Here is a 22,880-nt window from a genome sequence, read left to right as displayed (position 1 = left end):
GCGATCATAGTTATCTGTCTCTGGTCCAACATCGTAAACCGCTTCAACCTTTTTGGCGTGTTCTAACAATTTAATCGTATAGTCCTTTGCCTCTTCAGCATAAGGTTGAGCTTCACCTTTGTTATAATTCATCTCTGGTGTATCTACCATCAATAGGCGAATTTTTTGTTTCTTGCCATTTATTGTCGCCTGAATTGTATCACCATCATATGCTTTAATATAATCTACATCAAAGCGTTTATTTCCTGTTTTTTGTTCAACTTGTTCAATAGAAATAGTACCATTCTGGTTTGTCGATGTTGCATCTTTTTCTTGGGCTGGTGATCTGCCAAAAATCATATACAATGCAACGGCAAGAATGATTGTACCACTCGTAATTAACGTTTTTATATCTTGCATTTTCATGTAGTAGGTCCCTCACAACTATTCATCTTCATTACACTTTAAGGAAGCTTCTAAAAGAATCCATAATTCATCAAAAGTCCTAAAAAGTTTCACGATGTTTCTATTGTAAAATATCAGGCTACTACATTCAAGTTATGTAGTTGCAATAGCAAACCAATAATCTGGAGATACTTCAACAAGCTGACTATTTTCTATCTTTGCATATCCTTATTTTATGTATCTATTTTTGTTGATTAAGTGTATGAGTAAACAATCGGCTAAGCATAATAAAAAACAGAGCCTCCTCAAATTATTGATGATGCTCTGTTCATTGTGGCCCGATGATCCGTTTTGGCCAACAAATGTTTTTTGTGCTAATGCGGAGTGTTAACGAAGCGACAGCAACCACATGGTTTTGTCTGTGCGAAAGCGTTAGCGTCAGCAACCAACAAAAGCGGAGGAAACGTGCGATGAATGCCGATCGCTGATAAAATGCCGATAATCGCTGATAACATCCAAGAATCGTCCCCAGTCGGAACGGAAATCAACCCTCGTTTTGACGTAGCGCCATACTCATATTACAACTTAAACAGAGCCTCCTCAAATTATTGAGAAGGCTCTGTTATATATATGATTACTATTAAATCTCATTATGTGATTTTGGTTTTGGTCCTAGCTCTTCGGGCTCAATATCAGCAAATGTACCGCCCTCTTCTTCCAAGTCACGCATACGATGTGCAATACGGGATGCGGCAGAAGCTGCGATACTGCCAACTAGGTCATCTAAAAACGTATTTACATGATGACCAGGTTCTGTATCTAACTTCTTAATAATACCGATTTTTTGCTTGTCTAAGTGTCCGAAAGTTGTTACCGCTATGCTACCATATGTAAAAACAGATCCAAGTGCTATTGTTTCATCCACACCAAATAAACCCTCATCGGATTCTACTATTTGCTGTAACGGTGCCGATAATAACTTTTTCTCTGCAAGTTCATCTAGTTCAATACCTACTAATAAAGCATGTTGAACTTCACGCTTACGTAATACACGCTCGACAGAATGAACACAGTGGTCTAATGTTAAGCCTTCATTATAGGATTTTTGCATTTCATAAACGATTTTAGCAATATCCTCTAGCGATACACCACGACGAATAAGTGCAGCCTGAGCTGCCTTCGCTACTTCATCAGAGTGTATGCGAGTATTTTTATCATGCATAACTATCCCTCACTTCGATTTTATTGCTAGAATAGTGCTAGCCCAACCTATTATACCTTTACTTTGGGTATATGGTACAATTTCGTTACAAACACGAGAAGGAGTGTCATCATTGGATAAGGGAACTGTACAGGATTTAAAGTTCTATAGTGAAGCATTGCAGGAGGAATTACAGATATTTATATATGTTCCTGCAAATTATTCTCCACTATATAAATATAATATTTTAATTGCATCAGACGGAAAAGATTATTTCCAACTTGGAGGTATTACAAAACTTGCTGATGAACTTATCGATGACTATGAAATCGAAAATTTGATCATTGCCTTCGTTCCATATAAGGACATTAAGGATCGACGTCATAAATATATTCCAAGCGGAGAGCAACATGAAGCATATCTTCGTTTTTTAGCTCATGAGCTTGTGCCGTATTTAGATGCTGAATATGCAACCTATCAAGTGGGAATGAGTCGTGGGGTCATTGGTGACTCAATGGCTGCAACCGCTTCCTTAATGGCCGCATTAAAATACCCAAATATTTTTGGCAAGGTCATTTTACAATCACCGTATGTTGACGAAGATGTTTTGCAAGCTGTAGAGAATTTTAAAGATCCAGGCGCAATTTCCATTTATCATATTGTCGGAAAAGAAGAAGATAAAGTTGTCACGATGGATAAAACAATTAAAGATTTTTTAACACCCAATCGTCAGCTTCATCATCTCATGTTAAACAAAGGATTCTCTACATTTTATGAAGAATTTAATGGCAATCATACATGGAAATATTGGAAACCTGATTTACGCCGCGCATTAATTGAAAATTTTAATTAATTTAGACGATTCAAATTACGAAATCGGAAATTTCTGTTATACTTAAATAAAAAATTGTTTATTTTCGGGAGGTAATGGCCTATGAAATATGGTATTGTGGCATTTCCATCAAAAAAATTACAAGATCTAGCGAATACTTATCGAAAACGTTACGATTCTCATTATGCGAAAATTACTCCGCATATTACATTAAAGGACAGCTTCGATGCAACGGAAGAAGATATTCAATCTGTCGTAAAACAATTAGATGGGCTTGCTGCCAACTATGCACCTTTAAACATTCATGCATTACGCATAAGTTCATTTTTCCCAACAACAAATGCGATTTATTTCCGTATTGAACCAACTGAACAATTAACATCATTACACCAAGCTCTAGAAGAAAAAGTACCTTTTGGTGAGTCAAAACACGTATTTGTACCACATATTACTATTGCTCAAAAAATGACAGATTCCGAGCACGATGATATCTTTGGGCAATTACGTATGACAGGTGTTGACGAAAAAGATACAATTGATCGCATTCATCTTTTATATCAATTGGAAGACGGCTCGTGGACAACATATGAAACTTTCCGATTGACTGGAGCTGAGTAATCTGTATAACGTAAAGATTGTTGAAACAACAAAAGAACATGAGGATGCATTTGCAGTCCGCAAGCAAGTTTTTGTTGAGGAGCAAGGTGTGCCACTTCATCTAGAATGTGATGCTGAGGATGCATCTGCAACGCATTTCATTATGTATGAAGACAATGACCCTGTAGGTGCTGCGCGTTTACGAAGTATCGAGGACGATGCTGCAAAAATTGAACGTGTTTGTATTTTACAAGATCAGCGTGGTAAAAAACTAGGTGCATTAATAATGAAGGAAATGGAGAAGCACGCCATTTTAATTAATAAGAAAAAACTAAAACTTCATGCACAAAGCTATGCTATTCCGTTTTATGAAAAGCTTGGCTATACGGTAACATCTCCTGAATTTATGGATGCTGGTATCCCACATCGTGCTATGGAAAAAATGATTTAACTTCTTTCAGCAACAGAAGTATCCCACCTCTATAGGTGAGATAAATGCGAGTTTAAGCTTATTACAGCAGGTGTCCAAACATCCGCTGTAATAGCGAAACTCAGTCTAAAAACGGACGCAATTAAGCCGAGGCATAATTGATCAAATAGGTGTTACGAAAATGCTGAAGCATATCGTAACACCCTTTTTATTGCAATACAAAGCTTTAAAGGTTGATTTATAAATGAAAATCCATTTAAATCAACCTTTTAGATATATTGCTTTGCCTAGTAGATTCATGTTATTTCATCATTTTAGTAATTTTATCTAAATCTAGTGAATTACCATCTTGAATAATAGATTGTACTAACTTATCTTCAAGCTCTTGCGTAATTTGTCTCTTGGACATTTTACTTACGCGTCGTACGATTTTTCTTACTTGCTTTTCATTTTTAAAATCAGCATGTTGAATTTCATTTGCTAGTGCAAAGATTTCATCCATTGATACTCCAGTTTTTTGTTCAATTGAATTAAAAAGCGAGCGATTCATGTTCCCCCTCCTATCAGTTAAAATTCAAATTTATTCCTACTGTTGTTCTCAGGCACGAAACATATGACAACTAGTGAAGGCTTTAAACTTTATTCAGAAAATGAAGCACTCTGAAGAAAAGCTAAAGCCTCTATCTACTGTCACAATCGATTATGCCTCGGCATAATTACGTTCGGAATAGGCTTTGTGCTTAGGCCTGCATGAGGGCCGACACGATGTCGGTCATTTCGGTAATGCCACAGGACGTGGCGTTTTTACCGATGCAGGTTAGTTAGCCGTTATCGCATGGATGCGATGATTTTAGGCAACATCCTTTACTAACTCCTTGCCGATTCCGTAACATCCGCCGGAGGCTTTAGGCCAACACGAGGTTGGTCACTCAGTCGTTGCCACAGGACGTGGCTTTCTTAGACTAAGTTCCTCTATTTCAGCAAATGTTTGGACATCCGCTGAAAAATAGCTAAACCCGCATTCATCTCACCACCTATAAAGGTGGGAGACTTCTGTACCTGTCGCTTCGCTTTCGGTACAAAAGAGATATGCTGAAAGAAGTTATTCAAATTATATGCAAGCGGCACCTACAATGATCAGAAGAATGAATAGGACAACAATTAAGATAAATGTTGAACTATGTCCATGTCCGTAACCATAGTAACCGTCATGGCAACCGTCGTGGTGACCGCCATAGTAACCTCCATAATCTCCTCCGTAATAACCATCAGCATGCCCTCCATAAGGATGCGCACCCCAGCCTTGATATCCCATAAAAATACCCCTCCCTTCTACAACCTATCATATGTTAGCGTTGTAAAAATGGGTGGGGTATTCGTCTAATTAACATTTCCTTTAGGTTTAAATATTAATGCTCCGATAAAGCCAAAAACAACGGCAGCACTGATTCCTGAGCTTGTCACCTCAAACATCCCAGTTAACACACCTACAAGCCCATGTTTTTCCGCTTCAACAATTGCACCCTGCGTTAAGGAATTTCCAAAAGATGTAATAGGAACAGTTGCACCGGCACCAGCAAAATTAATAAGTGGCTCATACAAGCCCATTCCGGCAAGAATCGAACCAGCTACTACAAGAGTGCTCAATGTATGTCCAGGTGTTAATTTACCAACATCCATTAATAATTGACCTATAGCGCAAATAATGCCTCCTACAAAAAATGCAAACACAAATGTCATAACCATAGCTTTTGCCTCATTTCATTGTAATTTCAATCGCATGTGCCGTACATGGAATTGTCTCGCCCTGTTGAAATGAAAGCGGAGACAGTAATGCTCCTGTCGCCACAAGAAGTACTCGTTTATAGGTACCTGCTCGCATCTGTTGGATCACGTAACTAAAAAAAACAGCTGCCGAACAGCCTGCACCACTTGCACCGGATTGGAACGTTTCATCCTGTCCATAAAACTCAGCACCTGCATCACGTAAAGGTTTTAACTCTTCACTCTTTATGCCACTCTCAACAAACATTCCTTTTAAAAGTTTTATGCCAAGTTGACCTAAATCACCTGTTAAAATTAGATCATAATGGTAAATTTTTTGATTTCGCTGCTCTAAATGTGATTGAATGGTTTGAAAAGCGGCAGGTGCCATCGCTGCACCCATGTGAAAAGGGTCATCCATACCATAATCAACCGATTTTCCAATAGTCGCTGCTTCAATAGAAGGGTATTCCTCATGATGTTTACCAACAAGAGCATAACCAGCAGCCGTTACCGTCCATTGAGCAGTTTGGGGCTTTTGTGAGCCATAATTGATTGGATAGCGGAATTGTCGTTCAACCGCATTATGTTGACTAGATGCACCGGCTAACGATAAATTGGAGGCACCTACTTCTGTTAACAGGCTCGCAATAATTACGGAGGATATAGAGGTAGCACACGCTGAGAATAATCCGATAAAAGGAATGTCTAAGTCTCTGGCCGCAAAATTGGTTGGTGTCATTTGGTTAACCAAATCGCCGCCCATAAAGTAATCAATGTCCGTATTTTTCACGCCTGCTTTTTTCATGGCAAATTCACAGGCCTCTTCAACCATTTTTCGATGACCTTGTTCATTTGTTTTCATTTGCCAACGCTCATCATCATAGGTCGCATCAAAATGTTGACTAAATATACTACGTTTCTCTAGCGGCCCTGCTACCACACCACCTGCTATTAAGGACGGCTTCGATTGAAAGACAATTACCATGAAACCACTCCTATCGTCACAAGAATGAATTTAATAAGTGCTATAAAAAAGGCGGAGACAACACCAAATAATACAACTGATCCAGCTAATTTAAATAAATTCCCACCGACACCAAGTACTAATCCTTCAGATCTATGCTCAATGGCTGCTGAAATAACAGCATTACCAAACCCTGTTACAGGCACAGCTGATCCAGCTCCAGCAAATTGACCAATTTTTTTATATAAGCCAAACCCAGTTAAAATCATGGCGAAAAATATCATTGTTGCAACTGTTGGATTTCCGACTGTCGCTTCGGTAAAATCAAAGAAAATCATATAAAAAAGGGATACGGCCTGTCCGATTGTACAAATAAGTCCACCTATTAGAAACGCCTTTGCAACATTTTTAAAATAAGGCGGTTTTGGCGTGACATTTTGCTCTAATTGCTGGTATTGTTCTTTTTCCACTATGTTTCCTCCTTTGCAAGCTTTTTTAATTTCACAATTTTATCTTTCAGTTTATTATCTTCAACTTGTTCCCTTTTTATTTTATTGGCTTCATAAAATATTTTATAATCAGCTGAAACAAAAACATCTTTGTTTGGATATTTTTCATCAAATTTCTTTTGCAACTTTTTCTCTAATTTAGTCTTTTTCCACTTATCCCATGGTTTAATTTGCACGGCCACAAGCATACTATTGTCATATTGAATAACCGTTGTTTTGTCTACATATTTCTGTTCTTTTAAAATGGCTTCAACTTCCCTTTCATTTTCCGGTGAACCATAGACAATAACTTTTTCTTTTTCACCGCAACCACTTAAAAGCGATAAACTGACTAATAGAGGTAACATTATTCCTAACAGCTTCAAGCTTTTACCCTCCTTTTCTTTAAAGTTTCTCCAACCATAAAAAAACTATTCATTTAACTATATATACGAAAGCCCGAGTCCATTTTTCAGAAGCACATATTGTAGAAGTAGTAACAAGGAAAGGAGGTGACAATATGGGTTGTGGCAAGCCAACAAATCCTATTGGACCAATCCATTCAGCAGGCTGCGTTTGTGACGTAGTACGCGCTATTTTAGACATTCAGAATCAAGCGGTGAGAGATGAATGTCAACCATGTACAGCTAACTGTTTCTTAGAACCACTTGGAGGCATAGTAAGTCCTGCACGCTCTCATGCAGATACACGTGTATTCATGTTAATTACAAAAGACGGTACTCCTTTTAAAGCATTTTTCAGTTCACCAACAGCAGATCCATGTATATGTACATCAGTATTTTTCCGTGTAGAAGATATGTTCGATGAGTGCTGCGCTACTTTGCGTGTTTTAGAGCCTTTATGTTCATTTGACTCCAGCGAAAGTACAGTAGATCTATTAAGTCGAGATGGCTGCTGTGTCAACATGAAAAAAATATGTAAAGTAGATGATTGGAATTCAACTGAGAGCTGTATCACTGTAGACTTATCATGCTTCTGCGCTGTACAATGTATTGCTGATGTTGACTTAGGGATTTGTGAATAGTCTTTTCACCTTTGACACACTACACATAAAAAAAGTGTACAGCATCCTCTGCTGTACACTTTTTTCATAAGGTAGGTAATTGTTTACCTCGCCATAATACTTGATCTATGTCCTCAAAATAGATAATCTCTTGCGTCTTTAATTCGTAAGAAGTAAGCATCAATGAATCGGTCTGTACATCAGATGCACTACCACGTAATTCTCTACCATCCTTTAAACATATAAGTAACGGTTGATAGGCTTTTTGCCGAAAAGGCTTCTCTAAAAATTGAAGCTGCTTTAGTAAATACGGATCTATTTGTACTTTTTCAACTACTTCTTCTTTTTCTTCAATAGTTTGCTCATTGAAATAGCCGTCCTTACTATACACTGACGTACTTTCATCCAATTCAAGCTCATGTAGCATCTTAGAAATATTGAGAAAATATGATGGTGACTTTATAAACAAGCGTGGCTCTTGACCCACATTACTCACTTCCCTTTTTTTCATACAATATGCAAAAGGAAGAAGTTTGGTTCTCAGCCTATTTGACTTAAGAATACTGTCGCCAAACCTAAGTAAATTAAAATACTTGTTATATCATTTAAAGTTGTAATGAATGGACCTGATGCGACAGCAGGGTCAATTTTCATACGATGCATTAGTAGTGGAATAAAAGAACCTGCAAGTGTTGCTACTAAAATAGAACCACAAAGCGCTGCTCCTACCAGCATTCCAAGAATCAACTCTTGTTTCCAAACATAGATGATGCCAATCACAATCAACCCACAAACAACTCCAGACATTAAGCCTGTACCGGCTTCACGTAGTAGTAATTTTAGCTTGCTATGCTCTTCGACATCTCCTGTTGCAATACCTCGAATAGCTACCGCTAGTGCCTGTGTTCCACTATTCCCTGAAGTACCTGAAATGAGAGGGATAAACACTGCGAGTAACGCAACCTGTTCTAATGTTGCCTCAAAATGTCCCATCAAATTTGCTGTCAACATCCCTAAAAATAATAATATGACAAGCCATGGCAAACGCTTTTTAGCTGCTTGGAACGAGGTTGTATCAAATTTATCCATATCGGAAATACCCGCTAATTTAGAGTAATCTTCCGATGCTTCCTCATCAATAACGTCGATAATATCATCGACTGTAATAATCCCTAGTAATTCACCCTTATCGTCAATAACTGGTGTTGCTAAGAAGTTATAGTCCTTCATAATTTGAGCAACCTCTTCTTGGTCATCCCCTGCGTGCACCATCACAACACGTTCGTTCATAATCGAACGTATAAGGGTATCTTCATCAGCAATAATTAAATCACGAAGCGTAATAACGCCAGTTAATCGATGTGCTTCATCAACGACAAATATATAATAAATGGTTTCAGCATCTGGCGCCTCTTTCCGTAAAATCGCCATTGCTGAACGAACAGTAGAATTTTCAGGTATCGCTACATATTCAGTCGTCATGATAGAACCAGCTGTATCTTCATCATAACTTAATAACTCATTGATCTCTTCAGCTATTTCCTCATCCATCATGCCTAAATAGCTTTCACGTTGTTTCGTATCCAACTCATTTAAAACGTCTGCAGCATCATCTGCATACATGTGAGAAAGCATTTCTGCACCATATGACGGATCCATTTCAGCTAGATACGCTGTGTATTCATCATCATCTATTTCGATTGCCTCAAAAATATCAGCCATTTCCGTCGGAGACAAGTACGAATAGATGATCTTCCTTATATCAGGTTCCACCTTCTCATAAAACGTTGCCTGATCATATGGATGAAGCTCTAAAAACTCATCGCGGAATGCGTTAATATCATGTGCTTCGAGCATTTCTCGCAAACGTGCCTCGTCGAACTGCACATCATCCTTTTCATTTCTTTCCTCTATCATGCTTGTCCCCTCCTTCCGAGCAATCAATTATGCCTCGGCATAATTGCGTCCAGAATCGGCTTTGTGCTTGCACAAAGAACTCCTTTCCGATTCAGTGACATCCGCCGGAGGCTTTAAATTATTTCAGCGGGTGTTTGACCAACCGCCGAAAAGTAAATTCATTTGTACCTGTCGCTTTGCTTTCTGTACAGAAAACATTTGCTGAAATAAGTTAAATCATTGATACGGGCAATGCCGTAAATCTACCTTATATATAATAGAGTGTATTGTGCCTTTTCTGCAAACCCTTTTTTTACTACATAACAACCTACATCATTACCACTATCTAATTGGATAAATCTTCGGGTAAACGTTTCTATTTTTCACCTGTTATCATAACGCGTGGTTGATTTCCGTCCCGACTGGGCGCTTTGTTGCTGTCGCTTCGCTTTCGCACAGATAAAATGTTGCTGTCGCACAAAGCAAAGCTTCCTGGGGGCGTCGGACCAACAGGATGTTGGTCACGAAGGTGTTATCACAGGACGTGATGCTTTTAGCCTTCGTTCCCCTCCCGCTTCGCTCCAAGGTCTCATACAAACACTTTCTTTACTGTTAACGTGCTGTTATGAAAAACCTATTACTTTTACTGGGCTATAAAATGATAAAGAGATGCCCGTTTGTGCGAACATCTCCTTAAATATATAACATATCCAGTAATAGTTTTCACTCTTAGTGAACTAATGAAGTCTTCGTTCATAGATAGGTTTTGTACCGAACTTCAAATTAAGGAGTCAATTAATAATCGCTGCATATCTTCATTTAAGTTACTTTTGAATTGTAAACGCTCATCTGTCAACGGGTGAAGCATCTTTAAGGACACACAGTGTAGGGCTTGTCTATTTATATGCTCGCGACTTCCACCATAAAGTTCATCTCCAACAAGTGGATGTCCTACATAGGCCATATGCACACGAATTTGATGTGTACGCCCTGTGTGCAACTTTAGCTGTATATGTGTCATCGGTTCATTCTGTAAATAAAAATGCCTTAAAATTGACACATCTGTATGTGCAAATTGACCGTCCTCACGTACCTCTCGCTCAATAATACTCGTCTCCTTGCGTCCAATAGGAGCGATAATTGATTGTACATCTTGTGCCACATGTCCATGTACAATGGCTTCATATTGTCTAGAAATCTCTCCACTGCGCTGTGCAAGTCCCGTTAAATGATGAATATGAGCATGTTTGGCAATGCACAGCAAGCCAGAAGTATCACGATCAAGTCTGGTTACTATATGAGCAGTAGATGCTAGACCCTGTTGCTGAAAATGACCACACACTAAATTAGCTACGCTATATGTTGGATGCTCGCGCGAAGGAATCGTACTCTGATGCGCTGGCTTATTAAGCACTAAAATCGCTTCATCTTCATAAATAATTGAAAGTTCACCATGTTCAACAGCGAGCCCTTCACTTTTTTCTTCAGGAGGGAATTTAACTTCAACTCGATCCCCAACGCGAAGATGATGTCGAACATTGCGTTCAACATCATTCACGGTTAGCAAGCCTCCATCAAATTTAATTGCCGTTAAAGCCCGCTTGGAGATTCGCCATTCAGTTAAGGCCTCTCTTAGTAGTTGGCCTTCCTTTTCCGCTATAAAATGCAGTGTAAATCTTGTATCCATTTTACTCATTTGCTACGAATGACTCATGTACTCGTTCCCAGAATGGGAATGGACGGAAACGAGCAAAACGTACTCTTTCAGTTGCTACATTAAAAGCAATCGACTTCACATCGCCTTGCGTAACTTGTAAATGATCAACAGTCATATTAAAGTTTTGTTCATTTACTGGACGTAAAACACAGTGATGATGTGCTGGTAAAATGAGTGGTGAACCAACTGTACGGAAGACACGGTTATTGATCGATGCTATCTCAGTAATTTGGAGTGCCGCTAAAGTTGGGTGAATAATTGCTCCACCGAGGGCTTTATTATAAGCTGTACTACCAGAAGGAGTTGACACACAAAGACCGTCTCCACGGAAACGTTCAAACTGATTACCATTTAACTCAACATCCATAACAAGCGTGACATCAGGTGATTTTATAGTTGCTTCATTTAACGCTAAATACGTATTGGATTCTGCATTATGATGTTCCACCTTTACCTCTAGTAGTGGATACTCCACAACATTAAAGTCCTTTTTGGCAATGGACAAAACAAGCTTTTCTAATTCAGATGGCTTCCAATCCGCATAAAATCCTAAATGTCCCGTATGGATACCTACGAAGGCAACCTGATGTAGCATATGAGCATATCGATGAAAGGCATGTAGTAAAGTGCCATCTCCTCCAATAGAGATGACAATCTCAGGAGCCTCTTCATCATAAGTTAACCCAAAGTCTTGCAAATACGTTTTAGCTAGCTCCATTAATTCGTTCGACTGTGCATCTCTACGTGATTGAATGGAAAATTTCATTTTATGTCACGCTCCTTCTCCGAAAGTAAATTAGGATTCGATGCTTCTTTGTATTCACTAAAATAGGCCTGCGCTTCTTGTATTTCACTACGAATGGACGACATTTCCTCATCCAATCGGAAGGCGGCCTCTGCTGCACTTTGAAGGCGATTTTTAATTTCCTCGGGGAACATGCCTTTATATTTATAATTTAAAGAATGCTCAATAGATGCCCAGAAATTCATAGCTAGTGTTCTTATTTGAATTTCAGCTAATACCACTTTTTTCCCTTGTATCGTTTCAACAGGATATTCGACAATCATATGATATGATCGGTAGCCACTTGGCTTATTATGTGTAATATAGTCACGCTCTTCCACTACACGCATATCTTTACGTTGACGTATTAGCTCAGTAACTGTTGAAATATCATCGACAAATTGACACATAATACGTAAGCCTGCGATATCTCCTAACTCATCACCTAGCTGTTTAGAAGGCTCAAATGCGAGTCCTTTTTCTAATGATTTATCGTATATACTTGCTAAAGGTTTTACACGTCCCGTTACAAATTCAATTGGTGAATTTGCATTAACAATACCAAACTGTGAACGCATACCCTTTAATTTTACTTTTAACTCATCTACTGCTTGTTTATAAGGACTTAAAAATATTTCCCATTGTCCCATCGCAAAAACCTCCCGACAATCGGTATCGAACAAAACCAACACCGTCTGTTCGTTTTGTCTTTTTATTCAGCAAGAATTGTCTTGAAGTGATGTTCCACCTCTTGGACAAATTCCGCCCCATAATTGTAATTTCCTTCAATATTATACACGAGCATTTCCAGTTCATCGTAAAAATTAGAAAGCTCAATAACTTCCGTACCTAGTTGTAGCTTTGGATTTTGTTTTTTTTGTAAAATATGTACAAGTTCATCCCAACTACTCGGTGGAAAACGCAAGTAATGATAATTCTCTCCTGCATCAAGTAAATAAATAAACGCAAAGTCATCAGAGTCTGCTATTAATTGTGCAGCAGGTTTTAACTGTAAATTTGCTTCAATGTCGTTTAAACTAAAATGAAGTTGCTCGTTTTCAAAATTCAATGTTTCGATTGTATAAATTTTACGCACATGCGGTTCCCCTTTTCGTCGTACTCTTCCTCTTATTTTAGCATAGAGGGTAAATAGTTGCAGTGTGTAAATACTAAATCAATGAAAAAACGAACTAAACTTTTTATCATAGCGTGTAGTTGATTTCTGTTCCGACTGGGCGACTCCTTGGGGATCAGCAATAGAGGAACGAAGGCTACAACCATCACTTTCTGTGATAACGCCTTCGTGACCAACATCATGCTGTTGCTGATGCTTCGCTTTCGCACAAAAAACAAACGTCCTTCATCGGAAATTAGGGATGATATTTCGTCAAAATATATGCCATGCATATTAGTTGATTGGAGTGGAAGCTGGGCGACTCCTTGGGGATCACCAATAGAGGAACGAAGGCTACAACCATCACATCCTGTGATACCGCCTTCGTGACCAACATCCTGTTGGCCCGACGCCCCCAGGAAGCTTTGCTCTGTGCGAAAGCGAAGCGACAGCAACAAATGTTTTATCTGTGCGAAAGCGAAGCGACAGCAACAACAAAGCGCCCAGCTGGAACGGAAATCAACCACACGCTATGCTGAGGAACCTTTCCCTAATCAATACCCATAAAAAATTAAAATAAACAGGTGATCATAATGGCACAACAACTTGAAATAGAATTTAAAAATCTTTTAACAAAACAACAATACGAACACTTATTGCAAGCATTCAACATTCCCGAAAATGCTATTCATCGTCAAACAAATCATTATTTCGACACGCCTTCTCAAGCTATTCGAAAACTACAAAGTGGTCTCCGTATTCGACAAATCGACAAATATTTTGAATGTACTTTAAAAGAAAAAAATGCAGAGCATGCTCATTTAGAAACAACTGACGAATTAACTGCTGAGCAAGCTAAGAAAATGCTTGTTGGAGAAGGTTTTTATGCCCAAGAAGTAGCAAAAAGACTAGCTCTCTTCAACATTCCTTTAGAAAATTTAGCAGTATTTGGTTCACTTACAACCGATCGTGTCGAAATTCCTTATAGGGATGGTCTTCTAGTATTCGATCATTCTTTCTATTTGCAGTGCGACGATTATGAGGTAGAATATGAATCAAAAGATGCAAAAAAAGGAAATGCAATCTTCGACGAATTTCTACAGCAATATGGTATTGAAAAACGGGCTACAGATAAAAAAATCGCACGTTTCATGAAAGCATTACAAATGAATAAATAACAGTAGCTTAACTAGTATACAAGAAAGGGTGGCAACTCCTTGGATATTCAATCACTCAGAACTTTACTTGACATTCAAGCATTACAAACACTAGGATCTTCAGAAAATTCATCGTCAAACAATCTTACAGACAGCAATTCTATGTTTTCTGATATGATTAGCGAATTGCTAGGCGACTCAACTACTACTAACAGTGCAAAATTATCTAGTTTGCTCGGGGGCGTATCAAGCGCTTCGTCATTGATGAACCAGTTTAGTAGTTTAAATGGGTTAGCTGAAAACATGCAAAATAGTGCGTATCAATCATTACTTTATAATGGTTCTAATGACGTCTTTATACCATCTGCTGTACAGGCAGCATTAGCAAATACACAATCTAGTACAAAGCTCGACTCCTATGTTTCGGATAATGTAATTGGTTCAACAGCGTATGCCAATTCATTAGCAGGTGCGAACCAATACGCTTCGATTATTCAAAAGGCAGCAACTACATATAATGTACCTGAGAAGCTAATCGCTGCAGTGATTAAGCAAGAGTCTAATTTTAATTCAAGCGTGGTTAGCCATGCTGGAGCACAAGGATTAATGCAATTAATGCCAAAAACAGCTCAATATTTAGGGGTTACAAACGCCTTTGATCCTGAGCAAAATATTATGGCAGGCGCAAAATATTTACGTCAATTGCTAGATAAATTTGATAATGATCCTACATTAGCGTTAGCTGCTTATAACGCAGGAGCTTCACGCGTTACAAAGTATGGTGGCATTCCTCCTTTCAAAGAAACACAGAATTATGTCCAAAAAGTGATGAATTACTATACAGCTTAATCGCATAAACATTGTTAATACAGTCTTTTTCGGCAAATTTCACCCACGTGGTGAAATTTGTGCTTTTTTAGCGAAAACATTTCGGAAGAGCGCTTTGTTTGTGTTAACGAAAAGACGTTGATAGAATGAAGGTAGTCACAAGAAATTCACATTTGTAAAGATGACCAAGTATAAAAATATACTTTACGATATAAAGAATTAAAGGGGCATTTAATTATGAATCGAAAATACACTGTTCCTTATGAGGAGCTGGGGGCTGAAAAGCTTTCAGAGCTAATCCATGCATTCTATAAAAGAGTTGCTCAGCATCCTGATCTTATTCCAATCTTTCCGAAAGATTTGACAGAGACAGCACGCAAGCAAATTCAATTTCAAACACAGTATTTAGGAGGACCAAATCTTTTTACTGAGGAGCATGGGCATCCAATGATGCGTGCACGCCATATGAATTTTCCGATTACACCTGATCGTGCCCAAGCTTGGCTTGAATGTATGTCCGAAGCGATGGATGAAGTGGGGTTGGAAGGGAAGTTCCGAGAAACATATTATCAACGTTTAGTATTAACAGCTCATCACATGATTAATACACCAAATGACGATGAGGGGGAATTGTTACGTGAATAATATTCAAATGCTGCAGAAGCCAACTCTTGAGATTTCTACTGCTAATAAGCCTATTGAATTGTATATTTTCGTAGATCCACTTTGTCCAGAAGCTTATAGTATGCAAGCCATTCTTCGTAAGTTACATTTAGAGTACAATCATTACTTTACATGGCGCTTTGTACTAAGTACAGAGCTTGCCTCTTTGAATTGTTTAAGCAAACGTGTAAAAGGTTGTTTATCAGGTATTGAACTCGACATTAATCATCCTGTCCTACCATCTATCGCTATTAAAGCTGCAGAATTACAGGGCAAACGTGTCGGAGCACGCTATTTGTCGAAACTACAAGAATATGTATTATTAAACCAGCAAGATGTCAATTCTTATGCTACGCTGTTAAAAATTGCGGAAGATGTTCAATTAGACATGAATGAATTTTCTGCAGACTTTGGTTCAAAGGAAGCAGCACGTGCTTTCCAATGCGATTTATATATTAAACGTGAAATGGAAGTTGATGAAGTGCCTAGCATTGTATTTTTCAATGAATGTATTGAAGATGAGGGCCTAAAAGTTAGTGGTAGCTATTCCTATGAAGTTTATGAACATATTTTACAAGAAATGATGGATGAACAGCTTGTGCGTCAGCCATTACCAACAATGGAAGAGCTATTCACAAAATTCCATACACTTTCAACAAATGAAGTAGCTTTCATCTACTCATTAACAGAACAAACCGCTGAACGCGAATTAAAAAAGCGTATGCTGCAACAAAAGATTGAACGAATTCAGACAAATAACGCTACACTGTGGCGTATTAAATAATGCAATTATACTATTATTCTAAGCTCCAAAATAAAAGCAAGTGAAGAAAACTTCACTTGCTTTTATTTTTCTTTTTAGCCTCTTCTTTAACTTCTTTCAGCGGATGTTTGGACACCCGCTGAAAAGTGACTTAAAACTGCATTCATCTCATCACCCATAGAGGTGGGAAACTTCTGTACCTGTCGCTTCGCTTTCGCTACCAAAACACTTGTAACTGCCGTTCCACTTACGTTACATAAAGCATCTGCAGAAAGAAGTTAACTTTCTTTCGGATTATACAAACTTAAAGTAAATAAATGCACAACCTCATCTATCATCTCATCAATATCCGGATTAATATGTTCATTTATATATGGTAACGTCAATTGGAAAACTAAAATTGACGACAGCAATGAATAGAAAAAATTCGCTGTATATTTAAAGTTCCCTTTTGGAATTTTCCCTTGCTCATGTAATTTAATTAAATAATTCTCTAAATGATGAAATAGCTTATTTGGGTATTCAAAAAACATTTTTTCAAATTCTTTATCTTGTTGAATTTCACGCATAAGCACCCAAGTAGTTTCCTTGACAGGAATGTTTTCTTCAAAATAAGCTTGCGCCAAGATTTTAAGATCCTGCTCTATATCACCTGTAAACGCCTCTTCTATTTTAGGAAAATAATCTCTGTCTGTTTTATGTGAAATAACACTCTCACGAAACAAATTCTCCTTATTTCCAAAGTGTCTAAAAAGTGTAATGTGATTCACACCGGCACGTTCAGCAATTTCACGTGTCGAAGTTCCAGCAAACCCTTTTTCACCAAAAAGTGTCAAAGCAGCATTAAGAATTTTTTCTCTTGTTTTCAACTTTGCCATTATGCCCTCTTTCCTCCTCCGAACATAATTTGCTCAATATTATATCGGAATTAGAAATTGATAGCAATCAGTTGCATTCAATTAACGTTTCATTGCAACCTCAAAGTTTCGTTCTCTTATATATTTCTTCATTCTTCTCGCATTTATGCCATTTAAATAAGCGAAAACAGCACCAATTAACATGACAATTGCTCCAAATCTAAAAACTGCTTTATAGGCTAAAGAAATATGATCCTTCATTATTTTTTCTAACGCTGGATAAAGATTTCTTATTTCCTTTCTTTCAATGTCAAATCTCTTCTTAATTTCAGCATGTGCGTTATCTGGTGAAGATTTTAGTACTTTTTTCTCTTCGTCCGTTAGCTTATGTAAAACATCTTGTAGTGACGATTTATTTTCTGTTAGCTCATTTTTATTATTTTCGAATTGAAGCTTTAGCTTTTCCTTTGTATTGTCACTAAGTTTACTTATCTCAACCTTTTCGATCATTTCATTTTTTGCCGCTTTCATTTCGTTCTGCATCATATGCTGTAGCATCACTACTAAAATGGCCACGCCAACCGCAGCTCCAATTACACGACTTACTTGAAATAACCCTGATGCAATCCCAGCCTTTTCTTCGGGAACCTGCAAAATGAGTGCTATTGATAATGGGCTAAATATTAAACCCGATCCTAAACCAACAATCATTAAAACTCCGACAATAGCCCAAACCGATTGATCTGATGAAATAAAACCTAACAAGTAGGTTCCTATACTAAATAGTACATAACCACTGACACCAAACCATAATGTCCCCCATTTATTTGCTTTAGCTGCAAGAGGTGTAATGAGCATTGTCGCTATAGAAGATGAGCTAAGAATTAAGCCCGCCTGTATTTGAGAAATTCCGTTTACTGTTGTTAAATAAAATGCCATTAAAAAGTAGACACACATCATGCCGATTCCTAAACATAACAGTGCGATATTCCCGCATGCGAATTGATAGTTTTTAAACAACTGAACTGGAAGCATTGGATCTTTATTTTTTGATTCAAACTTTACAAACATTAGTAAGCCTATAGCACTGCCAATTAAACAACTTAGAACAAGTGGTGATGACCACCCAACTTCCTTCACTTGTAAAAGACCATATATGAGTGCAAACAATGAAATACTAATTGTTATCATACCCATCCAGTCAATCTTCTTAGAGGCAGTAGGATCATACGATTCATGTACAAAAGAATGAATTAAACTCACCGCTAAAATCCCTATTGGTACATTAATATAAAATATCCACTGCCATGAAAAGTTCTCCGAGATGACTCCTCCAATTGTCGGTCCCAACGCTGTCGATACCCCAGCCATTATTCCAAATAGTGCCGTTACAACACCAACCTTTTCAGCTGGAGTATGAACAAGTACTAAAGGGACACATACTGGAACAATCATTGCTGCTGCCAAACCTTGAATCGCCCGAAATAAAATTAATAACCCAATAGATTGTGATAATCCACATAGAACTGACGAAACTACAAACAAAATAAGCCCTATTTGAAATATTTTCTTCCTACCAAATTGATCTGCAAATCTTACCGCCGTTAGCAAAACAACACCAAATGCAATGTTGTAGCTATCAATCACCCAAGAAATTTGATCAATTGTAGTTTCATAGTATGCTGTAATTTTTGGCAAAGAAACATTCACAATTGTGGTGTCCAATAAAGCCATAAAAAAACCAAGAGCCGCAGCAATTACCGGCATCATATAACTTTGTTTACTCTTCACTTTCTAGCCTCTTTTCATCAATTTTTCCTTGGCGTAATTGTTGCTGTCACTTCGCTTTCGCACAGATAAACAATCCGTGACATCCGCCGGAGGCTTTTTTTCTACATTCAATGGGTGTCTAAACATCCATTGAATGTAAATAAAATGCAACCGTTCGATTGCATTATAAATAAAAAATAAAATGAATGCAACTGGTTGCATTCATTTTATTTTTAGATTAGGCTCTATTATTTATCGGAATACTTCACTGTTTGATTGAGATTTAAAACAAAGAAGCGCCACTATCCTCGACAGATAGTGACGCTTCTTTTTCACAAAGGGGATGGGAGAAATGTTCACGTTCAAACAAAGGGGTGTATGTTTGTTTTTGTGATTTATTTCACATGAATCAATTTATCATGGAATAGTAAATATAGCAACAAGTCCGATGATAGATTCACAAATTTGTCAAATAGAAAGCGATTACAAACAGTATTTTTTCAAGATACGTACTTTTAAACCATTTAGAAATCAAAAAAAATCATTATTCCTTAAATTTTTATTATTTAATTAATCATAGAAAAAAGGCTGTAGTGAAATACCTACAGCCTTCAAAATTAATTATTCAACAATAATTTTTCTAACTCATTTAAACGTTCTTCAAATACTTTACATGCATCATCAATCGGTTTAGCAACGTTCATATCAACACCCGCTGCCTTTAATACCTCAATTGGGAAATCAGAGCAACCTGCTTTTAAGAAGTTATTAATATAACGTTCCACAGCTGGTGTACCCTCTTCTAAAATCTGTTTACTTAATGCTGTTGCAGCTGATTTACCTGTAGCATATTGATACACATAGTAATTATAGTAGAAGTGTGGAATACGAGCCCATTCTAAGCCGATTTCCTCATCTACAACAATATCTTCACCGAAGTATTGTTTATTTAAATTATAGTAAACCTCGGTTAAACGCTCCGCTGTTAGAGATTCACCATTCTTATCCATTTGGTGGATTAGGTGTTCAAATTCAGCAAACATTGTTTGTCTGAACACAGTACTTCTAAAGCCGTCTAACCAATGATTTAATAAATAAATTTTCTGTTGTGGATCTTCAATTGTTTTCAGTAAATAATCATTTAACAGTTCTTCATTACATGTCGAAGCTACTTCAGCCACGAAAATAGAATAATCACCATAAACAAACGGCTGAGTTTTACGTGAATAATAACTGTGTACACTATGACCAAATTCATGAGCAAGTGTAAACAGATTATTAACATTGTCTTGCCAGTTCATTAAAATGTATGGATTCGTTCCATAAGCACCTGAAGAGTACGCACCACTACGTTTCCCTTTGTTTTCTAGGACATCCACCCAACGGTTATCAAGACCACCTTGAACAATACCTTGATATTCCTCACCTAATGGCGCTAAAGCCTTTACTAAAATATCCTTCGCTTCGTCGTAAGTGACTTTCATATCGACTTCCTTAACAAGTGGAGCAAATAAATCCCACATATGCAGTTCATCCACACCTAAAAGTTTCTTACGTAATGAGATATAGCGCTGCATAGCTGGTAAATGCTTATGGATTGTTTCTACTAATTGGTCATAAACACTTTCTGGAATGAAGTTGTTAGACATTGCTGCGTGGCGTGCAGAATCATAATTACGAATACGTGCGCTGACATTATGCTTTTTAACATTGCCAGTTATTGTAGACGAAAACGTATTTTTAAAGTTACCGTAAGTTTCATACATTGCTTTTAAGGCATTTTCACGAACAGTGCGATCTTTACTTTCTAGAAACTTAATATAGTTACCGTGTGTTAGCTGCACTTCTTCTCCATCTTCATTTTTCACTTTAGGGAAGACTATATCTGCGTTGTTTAACATACTAAATGTATTTGAAGCAGTACCTGTAACCTCAGACATTTGTGCAAGTAATGCTTCCTGTTCTGCTGGTAAAACGTGCGGACGTGCCATCGTTATTTCTTTTAAAGATTGCTTATACAGTTGTAAGTCTTTGTTTTCTGCTAAGTAATGTTCTATTGTTTCTTCACTCAATGATAAAATCTCAGGTGTTAAAAACGATAGGGCAGCTGAGATACTAGTCGCTAATGTTTGAATACGACTATTCATATCCTGGTAGAAGCTATTTGTCGTATCTTGGTCATAACGCATATGAGCATACGTGTAAAGCTTCATCGCTCGTTGATAAATATCATCGTGATAAGTTAGAACTGCTAATAATGCATCTGCCCCATTTTTTACAGTACCTGCATAGCTAGATGCCTTTTTTGCAATTTCTCCAACTTCTTTATACTCTTCTTCCCATAGTGCGTCAGTTGCAAATATATCCTCCAAGCGCCAAGTTAACTCTTCCGGAACTTCATTTCTTACTAAAATTTGATTACTAGCCATGTGCCAGCCCCCTTAATTTGTTAGCTTTTCCTATACTCTCATATTTTCTCAGTATATTGTGGCAATTGCAAATAAATGTGCGTATATTTGCTCACAAATATCCTTTTCTTCATAACTTTTCGCCAGCACCATTCCATAATTTTTAATTGCTTGTACTGCTTGATTTGTTACCCCTACATTTTGTTGGATTAAAAACGATCGAATAGTTCTCTCGTCTAGTTCATGAGGTTCTAATTGTAATCGACGACAAAAATAGAGGAAAATCGTTTGCCACTCAATAGAAAACATCGGTATCGCTTCTGCATCTTTTACCGGAACACCTACGTAATCAGGCATTGCAGTTAAAGTAAAGCGTAACTCATAACTACTTCGTAAAAATGAATCTTGTACTCCATTTTTACTATGTAATAAACGTTGGTATACGAATTGCTTACACTGCTTTTTATAAAGCTGCCAATATAGATGAAATTCCTCTTTCGTAATTGGCTTAGGCTCAAAAAAAGGGAAATGTTGCTTGTTAATCGTTAGTTCCAGTACTTTACCTATAAAAGTATACCCATGAACATGAAGAAGATTCGTCCAATAAATAAATCTCGATGTGTTTGCATCATAGGTCACCAAATAAGTTAAGCCTTGTGCTGTGACCATTATCACCTTTTGCATAATTGGGGAAATAGAAATTTTTTGAATACCTTGTGTAGATTGTTTTTGAGGTGTTTGAAAAAGCCACAACGGCTGTATAGAATTTTCCTCATATCCAGATGTACGCAATAGCCACTTTTCATGGGAAATTGTACTACATTGAAATTCAATAGCAATTTGCTTTTGCTCCTTTATTAGAAGCATATCTGGTCGCTGTGAAAGTTTCTGTAAATAAGGCTCCAGCCTTACTGTATGCCCGAGTTTTCTTAGCCATTCAAATAATTGGACTTTTCCTTGTAAATGAAGTTTTGATTCACCCTCTGCAAATAACTGCTCACAGCTATTATTAGCAATATGTGCGAAATGAGGGATATTATATTGGCCAATCTTTAATTGGACAGGCTGTTGGCATTGGGGACAATAAAATTTCATCTGCCGCCTATATCGTTGTAATTCTTCCCTTGAATAATGGTATGGGAGGAAAATCTGCTGAAGTTCGTTATAGGCCATAAGCATAAAATCATCTCCTTTTTGACTGATTGTAAAGGAGTGTTTTTAAAGCAACAAATAAAG

At 37.5% G+C, this 22,880-nt stretch carries 26 protein-coding genes; 8 read left to right on the top strand and 18 right to left on the bottom strand.

What is annotated here, in order from left to right:
- Both ACMZ42_RS21855 and ACMZ42_RS21850 read right to left on the bottom strand, forming a co-directional pair.
- On the bottom strand, positions 1 to 405 hold a 405-nt coding region (locus tag ACMZ42_RS21855; RefSeq protein WP_415732762.1), incomplete at its 3' end, for a thermonuclease family protein.
- Between the two features lie 619 nt (positions 406 to 1,024).
- On the bottom strand, positions 1,025 to 1,606 hold the full coding sequence (locus ACMZ42_RS21850; protein WP_370076768.1) for a phosphatidylglycerophosphatase A: 582 nt from the start codon (positions 1,604 to 1,606) through the stop codon (positions 1,025 to 1,027).
- A 112-nt stretch (positions 1,607 to 1,718) separates the two neighbouring features.
- Here ACMZ42_RS21850 and ACMZ42_RS21845 point away from each other — a divergent pair, with 112 nt between their 5' ends.
- From ACMZ42_RS21845 to ACMZ42_RS21835, 3 genes are all read left to right on the top strand, one after another.
- A complete protein-coding gene (locus ACMZ42_RS21845; RefSeq protein WP_370076766.1) occupies positions 1,719 to 2,438 on the top strand; it encodes an alpha/beta hydrolase in 720 nt (239 codons plus the stop codon).
- Positions 2,439 to 2,519: 81 nt separating this feature from the next.
- Positions 2,520 to 3,035, top strand: coding sequence for a YjcG family protein (locus tag ACMZ42_RS21840; RefSeq protein ID WP_370076764.1), 516 nt, complete (start codon positions 2,520 to 2,522; stop codon positions 3,033 to 3,035).
- 1 nt (position 3,036) lies between these two features.
- The gene (locus ACMZ42_RS21835; RefSeq protein ID WP_370077032.1) at positions 3,037 to 3,465 is read left to right on the top strand and encodes a GNAT family N-acetyltransferase; all 429 of its coding nucleotides are present in this window, start codon (positions 3,037 to 3,039) and stop codon (positions 3,463 to 3,465) included.
- Between the two features lie 280 nt (positions 3,466 to 3,745).
- Here ACMZ42_RS21835 and ACMZ42_RS21830 read toward each other — a convergent pair whose 3' ends face one another.
- The 6 genes from ACMZ42_RS21830 to ACMZ42_RS21805 form a co-directional block, all read right to left on the bottom strand.
- Positions 3,746 to 3,994 carry a stage VI sporulation protein F gene (locus ACMZ42_RS21830; protein WP_132363905.1) on the bottom strand — a complete coding sequence of 83 codons (249 nt, stop codon included), beginning with the start codon at positions 3,992 to 3,994 and terminating at the stop codon, positions 3,746 to 3,748.
- Positions 3,995 to 4,555: 561 nt separating this feature from the next.
- Positions 4,556 to 4,759, bottom strand: a complete 204-nt coding sequence (locus ACMZ42_RS21825) for a YjcZ family sporulation protein (protein WP_370076762.1) — start codon at positions 4,757 to 4,759, stop codon at positions 4,556 to 4,558.
- A gap of 65 nt (positions 4,760 to 4,824) precedes the next feature.
- A complete protein-coding gene (gene spoVAE / locus ACMZ42_RS21820; RefSeq protein ID WP_370077030.1) occupies positions 4,825 to 5,184 on the bottom strand; it encodes a stage V sporulation protein AE in 360 nt (119 codons plus the stop codon).
- 16 nt (positions 5,185 to 5,200) lie between these two features.
- Positions 5,201 to 6,196, bottom strand: a complete 996-nt coding sequence (locus tag ACMZ42_RS21815) for a stage V sporulation protein AD (protein WP_370076760.1) — start codon at positions 6,194 to 6,196, stop codon at positions 5,201 to 5,203.
- Entirely contained in the window at positions 6,190 to 6,645 is a 456-nt protein-coding gene (gene spoVAC / locus ACMZ42_RS21810) for a stage V sporulation protein AC (protein ID WP_370076758.1), read from the bottom strand. Before spoVAC ends, ACMZ42_RS21815 begins: the two co-directional genes overlap by 7 nt.
- Positions 6,645 to 7,049: a YhcN/YlaJ family sporulation lipoprotein gene (locus ACMZ42_RS21805; protein ID WP_370076756.1), complete on the bottom strand. Its 405-nt coding sequence runs from the start codon at positions 7,047 to 7,049 to the stop codon at positions 6,645 to 6,647. Before ACMZ42_RS21805 ends, spoVAC begins: the two co-directional genes overlap by 1 nt.
- A gap of 134 nt (positions 7,050 to 7,183) precedes the next feature.
- Here ACMZ42_RS21805 and ACMZ42_RS21800 point away from each other — a divergent pair, with 134 nt between their 5' ends.
- Positions 7,184 to 7,708 (top strand): CotY/CotZ family spore coat protein, encoded by a 525-nt coding sequence (locus tag ACMZ42_RS21800; protein WP_132363913.1) that lies wholly within the window; start codon positions 7,184 to 7,186, stop codon positions 7,706 to 7,708.
- 64 nt (positions 7,709 to 7,772) lie between these two features.
- Here the strand turns inward: ACMZ42_RS21800 and ACMZ42_RS21795 are convergent, their stop codons facing one another.
- From ACMZ42_RS21795 to ACMZ42_RS21770, 6 genes are all read right to left on the bottom strand, one after another.
- Positions 7,773 to 8,174, bottom strand: coding sequence for a hypothetical protein (locus ACMZ42_RS21795; protein ID WP_370076753.1), 402 nt, complete (start codon positions 8,172 to 8,174; stop codon positions 7,773 to 7,775).
- 53 nt (positions 8,175 to 8,227) lie between these two features.
- Complete coding sequence (gene mgtE / locus ACMZ42_RS21790; RefSeq protein WP_415732761.1) at positions 8,228 to 9,604, bottom strand: magnesium transporter; 1,377 nt, start codon at positions 9,602 to 9,604, stop codon at positions 8,228 to 8,230.
- A gap of 757 nt (positions 9,605 to 10,361) precedes the next feature.
- Complete coding sequence (locus tag ACMZ42_RS21785; protein ID WP_415732764.1) at positions 10,362 to 11,270, bottom strand: RluA family pseudouridine synthase; 909 nt, start codon at positions 11,268 to 11,270, stop codon at positions 10,362 to 10,364.
- A gap of 1 nt (position 11,271) precedes the next feature.
- Positions 11,272 to 12,066, bottom strand: a complete 795-nt coding sequence (locus ACMZ42_RS21780) for an NAD kinase (protein WP_132363921.1) — start codon at positions 12,064 to 12,066, stop codon at positions 11,272 to 11,274.
- Complete coding sequence (locus ACMZ42_RS21775) at positions 12,063 to 12,734, bottom strand: GTP pyrophosphokinase family protein (protein WP_370076749.1); 672 nt, start codon at positions 12,732 to 12,734, stop codon at positions 12,063 to 12,065. Before ACMZ42_RS21775 ends, ACMZ42_RS21780 begins: the two co-directional genes overlap by 4 nt.
- 62 nt (positions 12,735 to 12,796) lie before the next feature.
- On the bottom strand, positions 12,797 to 13,180 hold the full coding sequence (locus ACMZ42_RS21770) for a hypothetical protein (protein WP_370076747.1): 384 nt from the start codon (positions 13,178 to 13,180) through the stop codon (positions 12,797 to 12,799).
- Positions 13,181 to 13,791: 611 nt separating this feature from the next.
- Here ACMZ42_RS21770 and ACMZ42_RS21765 point away from each other — a divergent pair.
- The 4 genes from ACMZ42_RS21765 to ACMZ42_RS21750 all read left to right on the top strand — a co-directional run bounded on the left by ACMZ42_RS21765 (position 13,792) and on the right by ACMZ42_RS21750 (position 16,630).
- Complete coding sequence (locus tag ACMZ42_RS21765; protein WP_415732760.1) at positions 13,792 to 14,376, top strand: CYTH domain-containing protein; 585 nt, start codon at positions 13,792 to 13,794, stop codon at positions 14,374 to 14,376.
- A 39-nt stretch (positions 14,377 to 14,415) separates the two neighbouring features.
- Positions 14,416 to 15,204, top strand: a complete 789-nt coding sequence (locus ACMZ42_RS21760; protein WP_415732759.1) for a lytic transglycosylase domain-containing protein — start codon at positions 14,416 to 14,418, stop codon at positions 15,202 to 15,204.
- A gap of 216 nt (positions 15,205 to 15,420) precedes the next feature.
- Positions 15,421 to 15,828, top strand: a complete 408-nt coding sequence (locus tag ACMZ42_RS21755; RefSeq protein WP_132363931.1) for a globin — start codon at positions 15,421 to 15,423, stop codon at positions 15,826 to 15,828.
- Positions 15,821 to 16,630, top strand: a complete 810-nt coding sequence (locus ACMZ42_RS21750) for a DsbA family protein (RefSeq protein WP_415732758.1) — start codon at positions 15,821 to 15,823, stop codon at positions 16,628 to 16,630. The genes ACMZ42_RS21755 and ACMZ42_RS21750 overlap by 8 nt, the downstream gene beginning before the upstream one ends.
- A 257-nt stretch (positions 16,631 to 16,887) precedes the next feature.
- Here the strand turns inward: ACMZ42_RS21750 and ACMZ42_RS21745 are convergent, their stop codons facing one another.
- From ACMZ42_RS21745 to ACMZ42_RS21730, 4 genes are all read right to left on the bottom strand, one after another.
- A complete protein-coding gene (locus ACMZ42_RS21745) occupies positions 16,888 to 17,478 on the bottom strand; it encodes a TetR/AcrR family transcriptional regulator (RefSeq protein ID WP_415732757.1) in 591 nt (196 codons plus the stop codon).
- Positions 17,479 to 17,568: 90 nt separating this feature from the next.
- Positions 17,569 to 19,257 carry a DHA2 family efflux MFS transporter permease subunit gene (locus ACMZ42_RS21740; RefSeq protein ID WP_415732756.1) on the bottom strand — a complete coding sequence of 563 codons (1,689 nt, stop codon included), beginning with the start codon at positions 19,255 to 19,257 and terminating at the stop codon, positions 17,569 to 17,571.
- Positions 19,258 to 19,853: 596 nt separating this feature from the next.
- On the bottom strand, positions 19,854 to 21,665 hold the full coding sequence (gene pepF, locus ACMZ42_RS21735) for an oligoendopeptidase F (protein WP_415732755.1): 1,812 nt from the start codon (positions 21,663 to 21,665) through the stop codon (positions 19,854 to 19,856).
- Positions 21,666 to 21,713: 48 nt separating this feature from the next.
- Entirely contained in the window at positions 21,714 to 22,823 is a 1,110-nt protein-coding gene (locus ACMZ42_RS21730) for a competence protein CoiA (RefSeq protein WP_415732754.1), read from the bottom strand.
- Positions 22,824 to 22,880: the final 57 nt, after the last annotated feature.

The organism is Lysinibacillus sp. NPDC056185, from assembly GCF_047737915.1.
GTDB lineage: Bacteria > Bacillota > Bacilli > Bacillales_A > Planococcaceae > Lysinibacillus.
Note: the sequence above shows the minus strand (reverse complement) of the source record. Positions and strands in the feature narration are given on the sequence as shown.